This is a genomic window from Actinomadura sp. KC345, assembly GCF_004348515.1.
GTDB lineage: Bacteria > Actinomycetota > Actinomycetes > Streptosporangiales > Streptosporangiaceae > Spirillospora.
In genome coordinates, this window is record NZ_SMKH01000051.1 from 1 (window position 1) to 17,079 (window position 17,079).

16 protein-coding genes and 4 pseudogenes are annotated in these 17,079 nt (G+C 68.5%); 4 read left to right on the forward strand and 16 right to left on the reverse strand.

The annotated features are described in order from the left end of the window. Positions 1 to 300 precede the first annotated feature (300 nt). The 7 genes and pseudogenes from E1281_RS42560 to E1281_RS11480 all read right to left on the reverse strand — a co-directional run bounded on the left by E1281_RS42560 (position 301) and on the right by E1281_RS11480 (position 4,304). Positions 301 to 423 (reverse strand): hypothetical protein, encoded by a 123-nt coding sequence (locus tag E1281_RS42560; protein ID WP_279433606.1) that lies wholly within the window; start codon positions 421 to 423, stop codon positions 301 to 303. Between the two features lie 113 nt (positions 424 to 536). Next, positions 537 to 947 carry a hypothetical protein gene (locus E1281_RS41810; protein ID WP_243716858.1) on the reverse strand — a complete coding sequence of 137 codons (411 nt, stop codon included), beginning with the start codon at positions 945 to 947 and terminating at the stop codon, positions 537 to 539. Positions 948 to 1,149: 202 nt separating this feature from the next. Next, a pseudogene (locus E1281_RS41815) lies at positions 1,150 to 1,299 on the reverse strand (sigma factor); the annotation flags it as partial. Continuing rightward, positions 1,296 to 1,871, reverse strand: a complete 576-nt coding sequence (locus E1281_RS11465; protein WP_131877281.1) for a carboxymuconolactone decarboxylase family protein — start codon at positions 1,869 to 1,871, stop codon at positions 1,296 to 1,298. The pseudogene E1281_RS41815 and the gene E1281_RS11465, both read right to left, overlap by 4 nt. A gap of 98 nt (positions 1,872 to 1,969) precedes the next feature. Continuing rightward, positions 1,970 to 2,443 carry a MarR family transcriptional regulator gene (locus tag E1281_RS11470; RefSeq protein WP_131877282.1) on the reverse strand — a complete coding sequence of 158 codons (474 nt, stop codon included), beginning with the start codon at positions 2,441 to 2,443 and terminating at the stop codon, positions 1,970 to 1,972. Beyond that, positions 2,440 to 3,423 carry a zinc-binding dehydrogenase gene (locus E1281_RS11475; RefSeq protein WP_243716853.1) on the reverse strand — a complete coding sequence of 328 codons (984 nt, stop codon included), beginning with the start codon at positions 3,421 to 3,423 and terminating at the stop codon, positions 2,440 to 2,442. The genes E1281_RS11470 and E1281_RS11475 overlap by 4 nt, the downstream gene beginning before the upstream one ends. A gap of 2 nt (positions 3,424 to 3,425) precedes the next feature. Next, complete coding sequence (locus E1281_RS11480; RefSeq protein WP_131877283.1) at positions 3,426 to 4,304, reverse strand: haloalkane dehalogenase; 879 nt, start codon at positions 4,302 to 4,304, stop codon at positions 3,426 to 3,428. Positions 4,305 to 4,379: 75 nt separating this feature from the next. Here E1281_RS11480 and E1281_RS11485 point away from each other — a divergent pair, with 75 nt between their 5' ends. Continuing rightward, positions 4,380 to 4,877: a MarR family winged helix-turn-helix transcriptional regulator gene (locus E1281_RS11485; protein ID WP_131877284.1), complete on the forward strand. Its 498-nt coding sequence runs from the start codon at positions 4,380 to 4,382 to the stop codon at positions 4,875 to 4,877. Positions 4,878 to 5,368: 491 nt separating this feature from the next. Here the strand turns inward: E1281_RS11485 and E1281_RS11490 are convergent, their stop codons facing one another. The 6 genes and pseudogenes from E1281_RS11490 to E1281_RS11515 all read right to left on the reverse strand — a co-directional run. Further along, entirely contained in the window at positions 5,369 to 5,707 is a 339-nt protein-coding gene (locus tag E1281_RS11490; RefSeq protein WP_131877285.1) for an integrase core domain-containing protein, read from the reverse strand. Continuing rightward, positions 5,691 to 5,855 (reverse strand): annotated as a pseudogene (locus tag E1281_RS11495) (IS30 family transposase); the annotation flags it as partial. The pseudogene E1281_RS11495 and the gene E1281_RS11490, both read right to left, overlap by 17 nt. Before the next feature lie 15 nt (positions 5,856 to 5,870). Beyond that, entirely contained in the window at positions 5,871 to 7,034 is a 1,164-nt protein-coding gene (locus E1281_RS11500) for an IS110 family transposase (protein ID WP_131877286.1), read from the reverse strand. A 245-nt stretch (positions 7,035 to 7,279) separates the two neighbouring features. Next, a pseudogene (locus E1281_RS11505) lies at positions 7,280 to 7,633 on the reverse strand (IS30 family transposase); the annotation flags it as partial. A 115-nt stretch (positions 7,634 to 7,748) separates the two neighbouring features. Next, entirely contained in the window at positions 7,749 to 9,200 is a 1,452-nt protein-coding gene (gene ltrA / locus E1281_RS11510) for a group II intron reverse transcriptase/maturase (protein WP_207943229.1), read from the reverse strand. Between the two features lie 615 nt (positions 9,201 to 9,815). Beyond that, positions 9,816 to 10,700, reverse strand: a pseudogene (locus E1281_RS11515) (helix-turn-helix domain-containing protein); the annotation flags it as partial. 22 nt (positions 10,701 to 10,722) lie between these two features. On the opposite strand from E1281_RS11515, the gene E1281_RS11520 reads away from it, so the two are divergent. Then, entirely contained in the window at positions 10,723 to 11,064 is a 342-nt protein-coding gene (locus E1281_RS11520) for an integrase core domain-containing protein (RefSeq protein WP_131877287.1), read from the forward strand. Between the two features lie 157 nt (positions 11,065 to 11,221). Here E1281_RS11520 and E1281_RS11525 read toward each other — a convergent pair whose 3' ends face one another. Genes E1281_RS11525 through E1281_RS11535 form a run of 3 tightly spaced genes read right to left on the reverse strand, consistent with a single transcriptional unit; the run spans position 11,222 to position 14,107 of the window. Then, positions 11,222 to 12,121, reverse strand: coding sequence for an SDR family NAD(P)-dependent oxidoreductase (locus E1281_RS11525; RefSeq protein ID WP_131877288.1), 900 nt, complete (start codon positions 12,119 to 12,121; stop codon positions 11,222 to 11,224). A gap of 10 nt (positions 12,122 to 12,131) precedes the next feature. Then, positions 12,132 to 13,247: an acyl-CoA dehydrogenase family protein gene (locus tag E1281_RS11530; RefSeq protein WP_131877289.1), complete on the reverse strand. Its 1,116-nt coding sequence runs from the start codon at positions 13,245 to 13,247 to the stop codon at positions 12,132 to 12,134. After that, positions 13,244 to 14,107, reverse strand: coding sequence for an enoyl-CoA hydratase (locus tag E1281_RS11535; RefSeq protein ID WP_131877290.1), 864 nt, complete (start codon positions 14,105 to 14,107; stop codon positions 13,244 to 13,246). The genes E1281_RS11530 and E1281_RS11535 overlap by 4 nt, the downstream gene beginning before the upstream one ends. 149 nt (positions 14,108 to 14,256) lie before the next feature. On the opposite strand from E1281_RS11535, the gene E1281_RS11540 reads away from it, so the two are divergent. After that, the gene (locus tag E1281_RS11540) at positions 14,257 to 15,495 is read left to right on the forward strand and encodes an acyl-CoA dehydrogenase family protein (RefSeq protein ID WP_207943230.1); all 1,239 of its coding nucleotides are present in this window, start codon (positions 14,257 to 14,259) and stop codon (positions 15,493 to 15,495) included. Next, positions 15,492 to 17,069: a long-chain-fatty-acid--CoA ligase gene (locus E1281_RS11545; protein ID WP_131877292.1), complete on the forward strand. Its 1,578-nt coding sequence runs from the start codon at positions 15,492 to 15,494 to the stop codon at positions 17,067 to 17,069. The genes E1281_RS11540 and E1281_RS11545 overlap by 4 nt, the downstream gene beginning before the upstream one ends. The last annotated feature ends 10 nt before the right edge of the window (positions 17,070 to 17,079 follow it).

The window sequence follows — 17,079 nt, forward strand, 5'->3', positions numbered from 1 at the left end:
CTGGCCATCGCCCTCGCCGACCTCATGGGCTGGACCAACATCGCCGCCGCCAACGACCACTACCGGGCACACCCCGACCACGCACTTCAACTACTCGATCTCACTATCTGAGAACGCATTCGCCCTGGGTGATCCCGAGTTCCTTTGCCACCTGCGCGATCGGACGCGAGGTCTCGACCACCAGCTTCACTGCTTCTTCCCGGTACTCGGGAGAGAAACTCCTCTTCGGACGAGCCAAGTCACTACCTTTCCAGACCACCCCATTGTAGTGGGGCCACTGTCCGGAAACTTCGGGGCGGCTCAACTGCCCTCGGGCAGCGCGTCGTAGGCGGCCAGGATCCGGGCCTTGTAGGCCTTGGTGAACGTCCGGCGCTTGGGCCGGACGGGCCGGCCCGACTGCTGGTCGCCGTGTTCGTCGGTCACCCAACCATCCTGCCGTGTCGTCACGGCGGCCTGGTCGGCGAGAGTCATCGTCATTGCGCTGTTCGTCCTGTCTCGCCCTGCTTGGCATCAGAAGGAGTTGTTCGTCCCTTGTGTCACAGCAGTCTGACAGAGAGGGGCGCGATCCGGGCAGCCGGCGCACCGTTGAGCAACACCGTCTCCATCACGGTCGCCGCCCGGCCTGTGCGCATGAGAAGGGGCGCGACCGACTCGGCTCCATGGACGGGGACCTGAGCCGCGGGAGCAAGGCCGCCACCATCGGCGATGAGGACCACCTCCGGCGCCATTACCTCCAGCAAATCTTGGAGCCGCCCGGTGCGCACGGCGAGGAGGAACCGTTCCACCACGGCTTGCTGCTCCGACCGCCTGACCCGCGCCCGGGGCCGCTGGGCCGCCACATGTTCGCGGGCCCGCCGCGCAATCTGCCGCACTGCGGCCGGCGATTTGCCAACGGCGTCGGCTATTTCGCCGTACGGGGTCTTGAACGCCTCGCGCAGCACGAACACTGCCCCGCTCCATCGGGCCGAGCGTTTCCAATACGGTCAGCATCGCGATCGAGACGCTCTCGGCGAGTTCGACGTCGTCGGCGACATCGGGGGTGGTCAGCAGTGGTTCCGGGAGCCATTGGCCCACGTATTCCTCGCGGCTTCGTGACAATGTTCGCCGTAGGTTCAGCGCTTGGCGCATGACGACGCGGACAAGGAATGCTCGCGCGTCCCGCACCTGCGAGTGGTCGACGTCTGCCCACCGCAGCCACGACTCCTGCAGCACGTCCTCCGCGTCGGCCGCCGACCCGAGTATTTGATAGGCGACGGTGAACAGCAGGCTGCGGTGGGCGATGAACGGGTCATCGATCATGCGGTGACCTCATCAGGCCGGTCGGGTCGGCCGGCCAGTGGAATCTCACATGCATCGGAGAAGCCCTGCGACTCGACCCCGTTCGCCACGTTGGCTCGGGTCGCCAGGTTGATGTAGGCGATGAACGTGGTGATCTCGATCATCGCCGCCGGGCCGAGCCGGTCGAGCAGGCCCGCGTACTGCTCGTCGGTGACGGTCGGCGGGGTGTTGGTCATCGCTTCGGCGTAGGTCAGCACGTCCCGCTCCAATTCCGTGAACACCTCTGAATCGCGCCAGCGCGGCACTTGGCTCGCTTTGGCCAGGTCCAGGTTCTCGTTCTGCGCCTGGAAGTAGCCGACGTCGAGACACCAGCTGCAGCCGACCTGTGCTGCGACGGCCATATGCGCGAACGACTTCAGGCTCGGGTCGACCGCGCCCCACGCGCCCACCTTGCGGCCGAACTCCAGGTTGTCGCGAGCAACCTCGGGGCTGTGCCACAGGATCTCGACATTCTCCGACACGGCACCAAGCTGCTCGATCATGGTGTCCCGGAGCTCGGGCGGCAGGTCGGCTTTCGAGATGCGCAGCGCCATGGTGTCCTCCTCAGACGTACGGCCATTTGCCATGGAGACACCGCTCGGCACATGAATGTGACAGCTGCCCGCAACGTGGTTTCCGCGGGTCGGGATGCTCATCCGACGTGTCCGATGTGTCGCCGGTTCTGCGCATTCGCCGTCATGCGGCGGAGTACGTCGACGGTGGCGGCATGTTCCTGGGCGGTCACACCGTCGTCGATCCGGCCCGCGGCCTGCTGGACGATCGGCGCCAGGATGGCGTGCGCTCCCTCGCCGGCGGCGGTAAGGCCGTACGGCTCCGTCTTCGTGAGCCAGCCGCGCTGGATCAGTTCGTTGAGTACCTCGCTCAGGGTGACCTCACTCCCGGACCAGAATGGACCCAACTGCTCCGCGATATCCTTTCTGGTTGCCGGGATGCTCCGGCCGCCCCGATCCGTATGCCTTTTGAGCAGGTTCATCACCTGCCAATGGCGACGGCGGATCCCTTTTCGCATCAGCACGTGATCGAGGTGTTCTTCGATGAGCTGATCGAGGAGCTTCAGCCAGTAGCCGAGGGGTCGGCGTAGTTCCGTTCCGGGTTCGGGGTTCATGGGCGGAGGACCGTCTTTCCGGTGGTGTCGCGGGACTGCAGGGCGGCGTGCGCGGCCGGGGCGTCGGCCAAGGCGAAGCGGCGGCCGATCACCGGGACGAGGCGCTTCTCGCTCAAGGCGGCGAGGGCACGCTCCTCCAGCGGCCGTACACCGCCGGGGCGTTGCAGGATCCGGGCTCCGACGGCGGAGGCGGCACTGATGCCGCGGCCGAACAGGTCCTCGGCCGACAGGTCGATCAAGGAACCGGATGCCGACCCGAACATCACGAGCCGCCCGGCCACGCCGAGAAGCTCGAGCGCGTCCCGGCCCATCCGGCCGCCGACCCCGTCCAGGGCCAGCGTCACCGGCCGGCCCGCCAGCGTGTCCCGTACGGTCTCTGTCCAGCCGGGCCGGCCATAGTCGATGGCGTGGTCGGCGCCGAGCCGTTGGACGAGTTCCACCTTGCTGGGGCCGCCTGCCACGCCGACGACCACGGAGCCGGCGGCGTGTGCCGCCTGGACCAGCAGCGTCCCGATTCCCCCCGCGGCGGCCGTGATGAGGACGACGTCGCCCGCGGCCGGCGCGGCAAGCTCGAGGATGGCCATTGCGGTACGGCCCGTGCCGATCATGGCCACGGCGGCGTCGGCGTCCACACCGTCCGGTATAAGGTGCACCGACGCGGCCTGGGCCAGCGCGTACTCGGCGTATCCGCCGCTGGCCAAGCCGAGATCGGCGACGACGCGCCGTCCGACCAGGTCCGGGTCGGCCTCCGTGCCCACCTCGTCGACGACCCCGGCGACCTCCCGGCCCGGTGTCATGGGCAGGCTGGGTGCGACCCGCGGCCCGCCTCCCCCTTGACGGATCACGGTGTCCAGCAGGTGGACGCCGGCGGACTCGACCCGGATCCGTACCTCGCTGGGGGCAGGGCGTGGGTCGGGCACCTCCTCCAGTCGCAGTTCCCCGGACCCGCCGAAGGCGTGTTGCCTGATCGCCCGCATCATGTTCACCCCTCCCGGCCGGAGAGGAGGGCGTGCTTGTCCAGCCAGGCCAGCAGGGAGGACGCGATGACCTCGGGCTGGTCCTCCGGGGTGTGGTGCCCGGCGCGGCCGTAGGCCTGGATCTCCAGGTCGGCCACGTGCGCGGCGCACCAGTCGATGATCGCGGGTCCCATCATCGTGCCGGGGCCGGGCTCGAACGTGAGCAGGAGCTTGGGTACGTCCACGCTGGCCGCCAGCCACACGTCGTAGGCGGCAATCCGGGCAACGACATCGGCCGGCTCTCCGTCCAGCGGCATTGCCCGCGGCCACTGCAGCAGTGGCAGGCGGCTCTCCCTGGTCGGATACGGCCGGCGATAGACGCCGAGTTCCTCGCCGCTCAATCCGTTGGCGACCGTGCCCGGCAGTGCCTGTTCGATGAACAGGTTCTGGTCGAGCACCATCTCCTCACCGACTCCCGGCGTCCGCATCGACTCGAAGAGCGGGCGGGCGGATTCGGGAAAGTCGGCCCAAGACATCGGCTTCACGATCGTCTCGGTGAACGCGATGCCCCGTACCCGCCCCGGATGCCGGGCCCCCCAATCGAAGGCCAGGGCACCGCCCCAGTCGTGGCCGACCAGCACGACCTCGCCAAGGCCGAGCGCATCGAACCAGGCCGCGAGGTACCGCGCGTGGTCCTCGAAGGTGTACGCGATCGCGGGCTTGCCGGACTCGCCCATTCCGATCAGGTCGGGGGCAAGACACCGGCCGGACGTACCGACGGCCGGCAGGACGTGCCGCCACAGATACGACGACGTCGGGTTGCCATGGAGGAAGACGACCGGTATGGGTCCCGTACCAGTCTCACGGTGGAAGATCGTCGAGTTCAACACCTGAGTGGCGGGCATCGCGGGCCTCCCATGGCCGATGGCACACTAGACAGATACCTGACCAGTTAAGCATTTAGACAGGAGCTTGTCTATATGGATCGCGATCTACCGGAGCAGCGGCGGCGGCTGGCGCTGCTCCTGCGCCTGCTGCACCGCGAGTACGCCGTCGCCATCGAGGAGGGCCTTGCCGGAGCGGGCTTCGGCGACATCGGACCCGGTGATGCGAAAGCGTTCCCGTTCATTCCGCCGGAGGGCATCCCCATCCGGGACCTGGCCCTCCGCGCCGGGGTGCGCAAACAGACCATGGCGCAGTCGGTCGCCCGGCTCGAGCAGGCCGGCTACCTGGAACGCCGCCCGAACCCTCGCGATGGCCGATCACAGCTGGTGGCCACTACCGAACGAGGCAGGGCCGTACGGCCCGTGGCCGCCGCCGCCGGCGACGCGATCGAGAAACGCTGGGCGGAGCTGACCAGCCCCGAGGAGCTCGAGACCCTCCGCGACCTCCTGCACCGCCTGCTCGAGCGGATCGGTCAGGCGGACGACACGGCAGCCGCCCGCCTCACCTCGATCGACGACGATCCCGGCCACTGACCCCGAACCGCTCCGCGTCGCGGGCCCGCAACGCAAGATGCGCGTCAGCCCGTCGTCCCGGGCAGGTGACGAGGAGGAATCGCCTTCATGGTTTCGTTCTTCGAAATGCTCTACATCCTTCCGGTCACCCCGACCCTAGCCGGGGAGCTGTCCCGAAGATCTAGGGCACCTCATCTTCTCATCGAGTTGCACTGCTAGATGCTGGTTGCGCTCGTGAGTTCTGATCGCAAGCTGTGACTGAGGGTGATGCCGTGGAAGCGCCTCGCTATGGGAGCAGCCCTCATGTCCCGTCCGGGGCTCGAGCTGTATGCGGCGATCCGCCGGGATGTCCGTCCGTGCAGGGATGTTGGGCCGTGCGATCGGGGAAGAGTCGGCGGCCGTTTCGTCAAGGCGCTGGCGTCTCGCGGTGGTGAGGTCAGCCAGCGCTGGCGAGAGCGAGGCTGCCGAGGAAGGCGAGGGCTTGTGTCAATCCCCTCAAAGCGTGGAGACGGTTATGCCACTTCGGCCCTGAGCTGGGCCGTTGATGCCCTCCGCGCTTCTGCCATCTGACGCTCGAACGTGATCGGGGCGAGCCCGTCGTTGGCGCTGTGTCTTCTGCTGGTGTTGTAGAAGTCGGCGATCCAGGTCGCGACCTTGATGCGCGCCTCGGCTCGGGTGGCGAAGCGATGTCGGTGGACGAACTCGACCTTCAGCGTGGAGTTGAATGCCTCGGCGGCGGCGTTGTCCAGCGCGCAGCCGACCCGGCCCATCGACTGCACCACGCCCAGGATGCGGCACGCCGCGGCCGTGCGGGCCGCGGTGTACTCGGCGAGTTCAACCGGTCGTTGCAACACCGGGTTGTTGGAGCGAGCGTAGTTGCTCTTCGAAGACCTCGGCAGGTGTCTTCCAACCGAGGACTTTTCGGGGCCGGTTGTTGAGCGCGTGAGCGACGGCCTCGAGGTCTTCGGCGGACCATCTCGATAGGTCTGTGCCTTTTGGGTGCCTCTGTGTTTGTCAAGGCGTCATGGTGCGTGTCGTAGGGTCGGTTGCGGCGGGTCTGGGAAGTGACTTGTCCGAAGAGCCGATCGTCGGGGTTGGGTCGGCCGCGCTGGATGTCAGAGTCGCCCCCGAATGTCCTCCCGGACCCGTCCGGCTGCGGTGTCGCTCGTCCCTGACCATGGTCCGCCAGATGTGGTCGGCCAGGCGTCGTTTGAGACAGCGCTGGGCTTCACGGGGCGTCTTTCCTTCGGCGATCTTGTTCTTGTAGTAGATGTTGCCGAGGCTGCCGGACATACGGATCTGGGTGATGGCGACCGTGTGCAGCGCTGAGTTCAACTGCCGGTCCCCGCTGCGGGACAAGCGGTGGCGTGCCCGGTCGGCACTGGCGATCTCGATGGGGGCGACGCCGGCGTAGCTGGCGAAGGCGGCGGCGGTAGGAAAGCGGCTGGACTTCCCGGTGCGGCCGATGATGCGCGCGGCGGTCACCGGACCGATGCCGGGCGTGCTTGGCAGGGTGCTCGCGGCCTCGGTGACCAGGTCGGCCATCGCTTTGGCGTTGGCCTTGAGCTTGGTGTCCAAGGAGCGGATCTCGGTGACCAGGTCCCCGGCGAGGTCCTTGCGGATGCGTTCGGCGTGGCCGGCGGGGCGGATGGAACGCAGCAGCGCGGCCGCTTTGGCCGCAGACAGGTCCCGGGGGGCTCCCCCGGCCAGCAGTGCCCGCAGTAGAGCGTGGAGCTGGTTGACCGCACGGACCCTGGCCTGTGCCAGGTTTGTCCGCCGTTCGTCAAGCAGCGCCAGCGCGTCGGCTGCTCCCTCGGGCTCCAAGGCCCGGGCGTCGCCTTGCAGGGCGGCGACGCAGGCCGCGGCGGCGGCGTCCACGCGGTCGTTCTTGTGTCCGCCGCCGCGGGAGAGCTGGCGCACCCGGGCGGTCGCGGCCGAGGAGACGTCCACGACCGGCTCGCCCCGTGCGAGCAGCCATGACGCCAGGTGGCGCCCGAGCCCCTCAGCGTTTTCGATCGCCCACCGCCGGTCGGGCCACTGAGCGGCCCAGGCCAGCATGCGCCGATAGTCCGCGAGCGTGGCGTCGATGCGGATCGAGTTGACCTCGCGGTCGCGGTCGGGTTCGACCGCTGTGACCGTGTGGGTGGTCTTGTGCGGATCGACGCCAATCAGCATCATCAGGTGCCGGGTCCCTTCACTCGCCTGGGAGGGGAATCCGCGGCCGACATCCCGACTTCCAGCAACGCGATGGCCTCGGGTCATGCCTCTGTTGAGTCAGACCGCGGACGGACGCCGGGCGGGACGGCACACCCAAAGCGAGCCAGCCCAGGGGCGGCAGGAAGTACTCGAGCCAGCCCGCCCGACGTCCTGCGGCAGGCTACGGGCAGCTAACCCGACCACGATGCCGCTGCGCCCATTCAAGTCGGGAAGTATTGGCGGAGTAGGCCGTTTGTGTTCTCGTTCGTTCCTCGCTGCCAGGGGCTGTGCGGATCGGCGAAGTAGACGGCCAGGCCTGTGTCGATGCGGAGTTGGGCGTGCTGGGCCAGTTCCTTACCGCGGTCCCAGGTCAGCGAGCGGCATAGGTACGCGGGCAGAGTGGTGATCGTGGCGGCGATCGCGTCTTTCACGGCCTCGGCGCCGCGGCCGGCCAGAGCCGGGCCGTTCTTCACCGGCGGCTCGATTCCGTAGCCGTCCATCCGCGGCAGGTGCAGCAGCATGGTGAACCGTGTCGTGCGTTCCACCAGCGTGCCGATCGCGGACCGGCCGGTGCCGATGATGTAGGGGTCGGACCGGGGCGCGGTTCCAGGGTTTCTCCTGGCCCGTTTCCCCGGCCCGCCCTCCGCACCGGACGAGCGCGTCTCCGCGCATCCGGCGCTCCACGGACTCTCTGTGTCAGGTGGCGGCGATGGCCGCCACGATGCCCGTCCATGGTGTCGGGATATTGTCCGCGCGCCATCGGTAGCGAGTGACCTCGACCTGCATGGTGTCGAACATGATGATCCCGTTGTCTGCCGGTCGGTTGCCCGGTCTGCCGGTCAGGAACCGCCGGTAGAGCTCCTTCCAGGTGATCCCGAGGTGCCGCTTGCGCAGCCATGCCGTGACTCGACGCCAGGCGTAGGCGTCGAGGTAGTGGAAGGTCGCTTTGGACACCCCATGCCGAAAGTAGGTGCACCATCCCCGCAGCACCGGGTTGAGCTGGCGCAGCAGGGCTTCGAGCGTCAGGTGCCGTGATCTGTTGGTGAGTGCCCGCACCTTGGCCATGATCGAGAGCAGTGCCTTCTTCGATGGGTAGGTGTAGACGGTCTTCTTGCTGGTCCCTGCCTTGGTGCGCCGTTGGATATGGAACCCCAAGAACACGAACCCCTCGTCCAGGTGGACCACGCGGGTCTTGGACTCCGACAGTCGCAGGCCCAGAGGGGCCAGCACGTCGGCGACCTCGTCCCAGAGTGCATCCGCGTGAGCCTTGGAACCGCATACCATGATCGCGAAATCGTCCGCGTAGCGGATGATCCGGTAGTAGGCCCCGCCGTTCTTGCGGTGCTTCTCTCGCTGCCACCGTGTGCCGTGATCGTCCTTGGCGCAGAAATACTCATCCAGCGCGGACAAGGCGATGTTGGCCAGTAGCGGCGAGGCGATGCCCCCTTGCGGCGTGCCGGACGCCGTCCCCTCGACCTGCCCCGCCTCGGACATGATGCCCGCCTTGAGGAAGGCCTTGACCAGGGTCAGAACCCGCTTGTCCCCGACCCGCCGCCGCACCCGGCCAAGGATCGCCGCATGGGACAGCTCGTCGAAGCAGGCCGTGATGTCGGCCTCGAACACCCAATGATAGTTCCGGGAGCCGAAGGCGTGGATCTCGGCGATCGCGTCCTGAGCCCGGCGCTTCGGGCGGAAGCCGTAAGACACCGGCTGAAAGTCCGCCTCGAAGATCGGTTCCAGCACCAGCACAAGGGCGGCCTGAACGAGCCTGTCCATCGCGGACGGGATGCCCAGACGCCTGAACTTCCCCGGTGACCCGGCCTTGGGGATCATGCGCTCCCGGACCGGCAACGGGGTGAACACGCGGGCCTTCAGCTGCTCGCGCGTGTCGTTCAGAAACGCCGTGACCTCGGCCTCACCACCGATGGCGGCCGGGACGACCCGGTCCACCCCCGGCGACCGTGCGCCCTTGTTGCCGCTCACCCTCGCCCACGCGACCGTGAGGAAGTCGGGGTGATGGATGAGGTTGTACAGATCATCGAACCTGCGACCAGGATCGTTGGTCGCCCACAGGTGCAGCTTGGCCTGCATCCGTCGTACCCGTCGCTCCGCCCAGAACGGGTCGGGCCACGGCTCACCGGTATTCACCAGCGTCTCCGTCCATTGCAGTGTCTCGCATGCATGAATCCGCTGAACCCCTTCGCCATGTGCACGGGCTTTCCCCGGCTCGGACTACTACGGGTCCTCCGCCCCGCTCCCGGGCCATCGGCGGACAACGCGCCAACCCGCTGCGACCGGCCTGGACGGCCGGGCACGGACGCGAACCCGGGGGCGGTTCCCACGTTCACCATGAACCGATCGTCGGGTGAGGTGGCCAGCTATGCCCCTGCGGTATCGCCACGACTACGCCGCAGACCTTCACCGTGGCCTCCCGGCCGGCGACCTGAAACCGGCCCAGGAGTTCCCCGCCCGTGATGAGGGGGTCGGGTGCGCACCGCGCTCCAGCCCATATCCACCGGATTTCGGGCTGGCGGGAAACTTGAGGGGCGTGACAGCACTGGTTCCTCTCGTCCACCTTCCCGTCTCGCTTGCCGGACCCGGGCCATCCGGTAGTCCTGGCCCGTCCCGTCGTTGTCGGGGCTGCTTACCAGCCTCACCGGCGTTTCCCGGATCGGCCTGCCCCCAGCTTCGTTACGCTGCTGCGACAGCGCAGCGGCGGAGTCCTTTCACCTCCGCTCGGTTGCATGGCGCCTCGTGGCGCTCGAGGTCGCCTTCCCAGTGGCCTGGAACAGCGCGGTCCTCGACCTCGGCCGGCCGTTGACTGATCATCACCTCGGGGGTGACGTGCCCACTGGCGCGCTGCCTGGAGCGGGCTCGCGGGACCCTCAGTGCTCGGCCGGTGCGCAGGCAGGCGACGAGTTCGCGCTTCAGAGCGCCTCGGCCCTGGATGAACAATGCCTGATAGATGGCCTCGTGAGAGATCCGCATCGTCTCGTCCTGGGGATAGTCGACCTTCAACCGGTTGGCGATCTGCTGCGGACTCCAGCCTGTCACCCAGCATCGGTCTTGGCGTCGGGGCTTGTTCCGCCCCTTCCATTCCGGCACCCAGGGCCCCGCAGCGATCAACCCGTGCGGGGTGCCGATAGCGCCGGACAACCGGTCCTGGACGTAGTCGCGCAACTGATCGTTGGCGAGGAGCTTCGCCGTCTTCGGCCGCCTGGCTCGGCGCTCAGCGTGCCACTGCGCCACCGACGCCCGGTACTCCACCGAGTACGTCCGCGTGGACGCATTCCGCCGAAGCTCCCTGGAGATGGTCGACGGCGAGCGCCCCAGGCGCCGCGCGATCTCCCGCACGCCTGCCCGCTGAGCACGCAACAGCGCGATCTCTTCTCGCTCCGCGAACGACAGATAACGGCCCGACACCGTCGGGGCCAGACACGGTCTCACCCCGCCAGCCTGGCGAAACCAGCGCGTCCCCACCGCCTGCGACACACCGATCTCGGTGGCGGCATCCTCCGAGCTCGCCCCCCGTGCGATCGCCCGCCAGAACCGGACACGGTCCTCACGCCACGCGACCGTCGGCCGTCCCGGCGAGGGAATCTGCCCGCGATACAAACGGACAGCCTCCTGACACTTCCCCAAACCCACCAGCACCACCTCCGGCTACGAGGTGTTGCGACGACCAATTGAATCCGCCCAATATACGGCGATCCGGTACGCTGAACGGCTCGATCAGATCGGCGCGGCTCGTTCGGTCGGCAGCAAGGGCGATTCCTTCGACAACGCCGCCGCCGAGTCACTCAACAGCCTCTACAAGAAAGAACTCATCGACTTCCATAGTGGGTGGGAAAACGTCATGGACGTGACAATCGCCACGATGGAATGGGTGACGTGGTACAATAGCGAAAGGATACATTCTTACTGCGGGAACATTCCCCCGCGCGAGTACGAGGAATCGTTCCACCGGTCACGCGGCACAGCGACCCGGGCCGGCCAAGAACCAACGATCTGAGCCTCCAACATCGCCGGGGCGGTCCACGTCGGGGCTCACCGTGAAGTGACGAGTGCAGACACAGCTGTTCGCCGTCGCGTTCCCCGGCAATCTACGAGTACGAGTTCGTCGAGTCCGCCCTGGTTGGCAGTGGGGCGTGTGGGACCCGAACCACTGCCTACGGATTGGAACTGCTTCTGTGGACGGCGTTCTTGAGGTCGTCGAAGGTGCTGGCGTTGGGGTCGGCGCTGGGCATGGAGGCGATGATGGCCTCTGTCCGTGCTGTAAGGAGGTCGGTGCCCGCCCGGTCGGTCAGGATGTAGAGACGATCGGCCTTGATGGCGTCCACGACGAGGGCGCCGACGCTGTCGGGGGAGACGCCCGCCTGCCGGAGGATGTTCTCGACCTTGGGGGCGAGTTCCTCGATGCGGCTCTGGGCTTTGATGAACGTGGCGCCGCCGCCCTGCTGTTCGGTGACCAGGGTTCGGGTGCTGTTGGCGATGTTGGTGGCGACACCTCCGGGGCACAGGACGGTGACGCCGATGGGATGGCCGCCGGTCTCGAGTTGGTTGCGCAGTGATTCGGAGAGACCGACGACCGCGAATTTGGAGGCGGTGTACATGTAGCCGGTCGCGGCGACCAGGCCAGCGGCGGAGGCGGTGTTCACGATGTGCCCGGGGGCACCGCGTTCCAGCATCCGGGGCAGGAAGGTCTGGATGCCGTTGACGACACCGCCGAGATTGATGTCGAGGGCGAGATCCCAGAGCTCGTAGGTCATCTCGTCGACCGTCTCGGGAAAGGCGATCCCGGCGTTGTTGCACAGCACGTCGACGGGGCCGAGGCGGTCTTCGACCTCATCGGCCACCTGCGCGAAGGCGGCGCGGTCGCGGACGTCGAGGTGGAAGGTCTCGACCTGGGTCAGCGGGGAGAGCTCGTCCGCGGCGGACCGCAGCGCGTCGCCGTCGCGGTCGGCGAGGGCCAGCCGGCCGCCCTGCTGCGCGAGGGCCCGTGCGATGGCGAGCCCGATTCCCTGTGCGCCGCCGGTGATGAGGGCGGTCGTGCCATCGAGCCGTTCCATGGAATGCCTTTCAGCAGAGTCCGATTTTGCGTGCGATCATTTCTCTGTGCAGCGACGGGGAACCCAAAAGGACCTCGCTGCTCTTGGCCCGCCGGTAGTACAGGTGGGCCGGATGCTCCCAGGTGAATCCCATCCCACCGTGGACCTGGATGTTCTCCTCGGCCACGTGGACGAACGCCTCCGAGCAGGTGGCCTTGGCCAGGCTCGCGGTTTCGCGAAGCCCCGCCGGGTCGTTGACGGCGCACCACGCCGCGTGCAGGGCGGCGGACCGGGCGAATTCCACGGCGATCACCATGTCGGCGCATTTGTGTTTGATCCCCTGGAAGGAGCCGATCGGCCGTCCGAACTGGTGGCGGTGCTTCGCGTGCGCGACGGCGGCGTCAAGGCAGCGTTGCGCGCCGCCGACCTGTTCGGCGGCGAGCGCGATCAGGGCGGTGTCGAGGACCCGATCGAGCACGTGTTCCGCGGATCCGGGCTCACCCAGCAGGCGTCCGGGAGCGTCGTGGAGTTCGATGACCGCCTGCCTGCGGGTTCGGTCCAGTGTCGGCATCGGGCGCCGGTGCAGGCCCGGCGCGTCCGCGTCCACGGTGAACAGGGAGAGCCCGGCCGGGGTAGAGGCCGGAAATATGATCAGGTCGGCGGTGTGGCCGTCCAGGACGAACTCTTGCCGTCCGGACAGCCGCCACCCGGTGTGCAGGCGCTCGGCCGCCACCGGCCACCGGCGCGGGTCACGGCCGGCGATGGGGTCGGGCAGCGCGACCGTGGCGATGGTGTTCCCGCGCACGATCCGGGGCAGATACTCGGCGGCGAGGTCGTCGCCGGCCAGCGCCAGCGCCTGCGCCGCGAGCACGACGGTGGAGAGGTAGGGCGCGCAGAACAGCGCGGCTCCCATCTCCTCCAGGACGATCGTCAGCTCGGCGACTCCGAAGCCGGAACCGCCATACTGTTCCGGGACGGCGAGCCCGATCAGCTCCAGCTCGTCCGCCATCCGCTCCCACGCCGCAGGGTCGAACCCCCGTTCGGTGTCCATCACCGCGCGGACGTCTGATTCGGACGAGTACTCCTGTGCCAGCCGGCGCACGACCGCGCGCAGTTCGGCCTGCTCGGCGGAGAAGGTGAGGATCACGGGGCTCCCTCCGGGGCGCCCGCCGACTGCCGCCGGATCATGCCGGCCCCGTCAGGGTGTAGCGGCGAGCCATAGCGGACCATGTTGTTGGCGTGTCCCAGCGCGTGCAGGCTGTAGGCCGCCTGCACCGCCTCCCACTGGCCTTGGGCGTCCAGCGACTGGTTGACGGCCTGTTTGGCGAGTTTCAGCCCGAACCCGGGCCGCTCCGCGATCGACCGGGCCACCTCCAGCGTGCGCGCCTCCAGCCGGTCTCCCGGCACGATCCAGCCGACCATGCCGAGCTCGTAGGCTTCCTGGGCGCCGATCGCGTCACCGGTGAACAGCAGCTTCTTGGCCCTCCGCGCGCCGAGTTCCCAGGCGTGGACGAAGTACTCGTGGCCGTTCACCCCGAAGGCGACGACGGGATCGGAGAACGAGGCGCCCTCCTCGGCGACGATGAGGTCGCATGCCCACACGAGCATCAGCCCGCCGGCGATCGCCTTGCCCTGTACCTGGGCGACGGTCGGCTTGCACAGGTTGCGCCACCGCCAGCACAGCCCGAGGAACAGCTCCTCTTCCATGGACACCAGGCCCTCGGCGCCGGGCTGCGCGAAACCGCCCCAGCATCCCACCGGCTCGAACCGCGACATCTCCTCGTCATCGTGCAGGTCGTGCCCCGCCGAGAAGTGCGGCCCGTCGGCGGCCAGAACGATCACCGCGACCGAGTCGTCCTGCGTGGCCTGGTCGAGTGCCTGGTTGAGCTCGTAGAGAAGCCGCTTGTCCTGCGCGTTTCGGACGTCCGGACGGGCGAGCGTGACCCGCGCGACTCCGGGGGCGGGAGATTCGTACCGGACACGGGTCCACGATCTATGTTCTGCCACGGGACCGACACTGCCCCTCCTGCCGCCCGCCCGACAGCAGGAGCGCCCCTAGGGTTACGAGCCGCGGCCCCGATGAGCAGGGCACGGACACGTTATGCGTAAGGAGTCCCGTACTGCCGGAAGGGGCCGTGCGCTCGCAGACTGCTCTCGTGGCAGCTACCTCTGACGAGATCACCGAAAGCCTCGACGACTTCCTGGACAGGGCCCGGCACTGGCTGGAATCGCACGCGAAACGGCGCGATCGCGCCGATCCCACGGACCGCTGGGGCGAGGGGTCGGATTCGGTCGCGCTGTTCCAGAACATGGACCACGAGCAGGAACGCGCCTACGTCGAGCGCTATCGAAGCTGGTTGCGAGCCAAGTCCGAGGCCGGTCTGGCGCACTTGTCCTGGGAGCGCGAGTGGGGCGGCCGGGGTTTGCCTTCGGAGTATGAGCGCGCCTACGACGGACTGGAACGCGAATTCGACATCCCGGGTCGGCACGAGGTCTTCGCGATCACGCTCTACCTGATCGCGCCCACGATCCGCGCGGTGGGGACCCCGGAGCAGAAACGGCGCCATCTCGGCCCGATGCTTCGTGGAGACGAGCTGTGGTGTCAGCTGTTCTCCGAGCCCGGTGCCGGATCGGACCTGGCCGGCGTTACGACCCGGGCCACCCGGGCCGACGACGGATGGATCATCGACGGCCAGAAGGTCTGGACGTCTGGTGCCCAGTTCGCCGACTGGGGCTACGCGCTATGCCGGACGGGTGAGGTCCATGAGCGCCACGGCGGGCTCACCGCGTTCATCGTGCCCATGTCCGCGCCCGGCGTCGAGGTGCGTCCCCTGCGGCAGGCCAGCGGCGGCGCGTCCTTCAACGAGGTGTTCCTCACCGGCGTCGAGGTGCCCGACGATCACCGCCTCGGTGCGGTCGGGACCGGCTGGCGGACGGCGTCGACCACGCTCGGCTTCGAGCGCAGCGCGTCCGCCGGCGACCGGCCGACCGGGATGGCCGCGCGATTGCTGGCACTGGCCGAGCGGTACGGGGCCCATCACGATCCCGCCGTCCGGCAACTGCTGGTGCGCGCGCACATCCACGAGCGGCTGCTGGAGCTGACCGACGCCCGGTTGCGCGGCCGGCTGGCCCGGGGCGAGACGCCCGGGCCCGAAGGGTCGATCGGCAAGCTCGCCTGGACGGAGGGGCTGCGGCTGTACAACTGGGCGGCCACCGAGGTGCTCGGGCAGCGCCTGGTCGCCGACACCGGCGAGTGGGGCACCTACGCGTGGTCCGAGCACGTGCTCGGCACCGCCGGCTACCGGATCGCGGGCGGCAGCGACGAGATCCAGCGCAACATCATCGCCGAGCGCATGCTCGGCCTTCCCCGCGATCCCCGCTCGGAGGCACGATGATCCCGGCTTCTGGACGCATCGCCGGCGCGCTCGACCACTGGAGCATCGAGACGCCCGATGCCGTCGCGGCCTCGGACGGCGAGCGGCAGTGGACCTACGCCCAGCTCAGGGAACAGGCGTCGACCGTCGCGCAGGTGCTGCTCGGCAGCGCGCTGCGCCCAGGCGACCGGATCGCCCTGCTGGACGGCAACAGCTTGGAGTGGCTGGCCTGGTACTACGGCTGCTCCATGGCGGGCGTCGTCCCCGTCCCGCTGAACACCCGGTTCGCCCCGGCCGAATGGGAGTTCCAGCTGACCCACTCCGGTGCCCGGCTGGTGCTCGCCCGGGCAGAGTTCGCGGGACGGCTCGACAGCATCGCGGACCGGGTCCCGGGCCTGCGGACCCGCATCGCGGTGGACGGCGACCCCGGCGGCCTGTGGGAGACGTTCGAGGAGGCCGCGGAGCGGACGTCCGGCCGCCCGGTTCCGGGCGGTGGCGACCTCCCGGGCGATGAGCTGTACCAGATGTACACCAGCGGTACGACCGGCCGTCCCAAGGGAGCGGTACTGACCCACCGCGCGGTCCTGGCGAACGTCCGGCAGTTCCTCGACACCGGCCGTCTCCGGACGGGGGAGCGCGCCCTGGTGATGATGCCCCTGTTCCACGCCGGCGCCGCGGTCGGTGCGCTCACCTACATCACGGCCGGGATGCACATCCGGGTGATGCCCGCCTTCGACGCCGAGCACTGCGTGGAGATCCTGGAGTCCGAGCGCATCCATGTTACGACCATGGTGCCCGTGATGATCAGCGGAGTCCTGGACGCCGTTCCCGGCCTGGTACGACGCGATCTCACGGCGCTGCACACGCTGTTCTACGGCGCTTCCACGATCCCCGAGGCGACGCTGCGCCGCGCGCTCGACGCGTTCGGCTGCGACTTCGTACAGGCGTACGGCATGACGGAATGCAGCTCCACCGTCACCTTGCTCCTAGGGGACGACCACCGCCGCGCGCTGCGGGACAATCCCGGCCTGCTGCTGTCCTGCGGACGTCCCATCAGCGCCGACACCGAACTGCGCGTGGTCGATGCAGAGGGACGCGACCTGCCGCCAGGCCGGGTGGGGGAGATCGTCGTTCGCGGCCCGCAGCTCATGGCCGGCTACTGGCGGGATCCCGGGGCGACCGCGAAGGCGCTGGAGGGCGGCTGGATGCACACGGGGGACGCGGGCCGGTTCGACGACGACGGCTATCTCTACGTCGCCGACCGGGTCAAGGACATGATCGTCAGTGGCGGCGAGAACGTCTATCCGCGCGAGATCGAGGATGTCCTGTCCCGGATGGACGCCGTCGCCGAGGCCGCCGTGGTGGGCGTGCCGGACGATCGCTGGGGCGAGGTGCCGCTCGCGTTCCTCGTCATCCGCGAAGGCCGCACCGTCACCCTCGACCAGGTCATCGCCCATTGCCGACGTTACCTGGCCGGCTACAAGGTCCCCCGCCGGATCGAGTGCGTCGCCGACCTTCCCCGCAACGCGACCGGCAAGGTACTCAAGGCGGAGCTGCGCGCCCCGTACTGGACCGGCCGGATCCGCAAGGTGTGAATCAGTTCGC

What these genes read in the sequence shown, in the direction of transcription:
- E1281_RS11500 (WP_131877286.1), bottom strand. Translation starts at nt 7,034, where the DNA reads ATGATGCTGATTGGCGTCGATCCGCACAAGACCACCCACACGGTCACA.
- E1281_RS11480 (WP_131877283.1), bottom strand. Translation starts at nt 4,304, where the DNA reads ATGCCCGCCACTCAGGTGTTGAACTCGACGATCTTCCACCGTGAGACT.
- E1281_RS11485 (WP_131877284.1), top strand. Translation starts at nt 4,380, where the DNA reads ATGGATCGCGATCTACCGGAGCAGCGGCGGCGGCTGGCGCTGCTCCTG.
- E1281_RS11525 (WP_131877288.1), bottom strand. Translation starts at nt 12,121, where the DNA reads ATGGAACGGCTCGATGGCACGACCGCCCTCATCACCGGCGGCGCACAG.
- E1281_RS11470 (WP_131877282.1), bottom strand. Translation starts at nt 2,443, where the DNA reads ATGAACCCCGAACCCGGAACGGAACTACGCCGACCCCTCGGCTACTGG.
- E1281_RS11475 (WP_243716853.1), bottom strand. Translation starts at nt 3,423, where the DNA reads ATGATGCGGGCGATCAGGCAACACGCCTTCGGCGGGTCCGGGGAACTG.
- E1281_RS11545 (WP_131877292.1), top strand. Translation starts at nt 15,492, where the DNA reads ATGATCCCGGCTTCTGGACGCATCGCCGGCGCGCTCGACCACTGGAGC.
- E1281_RS11465 (WP_131877281.1), bottom strand. Translation starts at nt 1,871, where the DNA reads ATGGCGCTGCGCATCTCGAAAGCCGACCTGCCGCCCGAGCTCCGGGAC.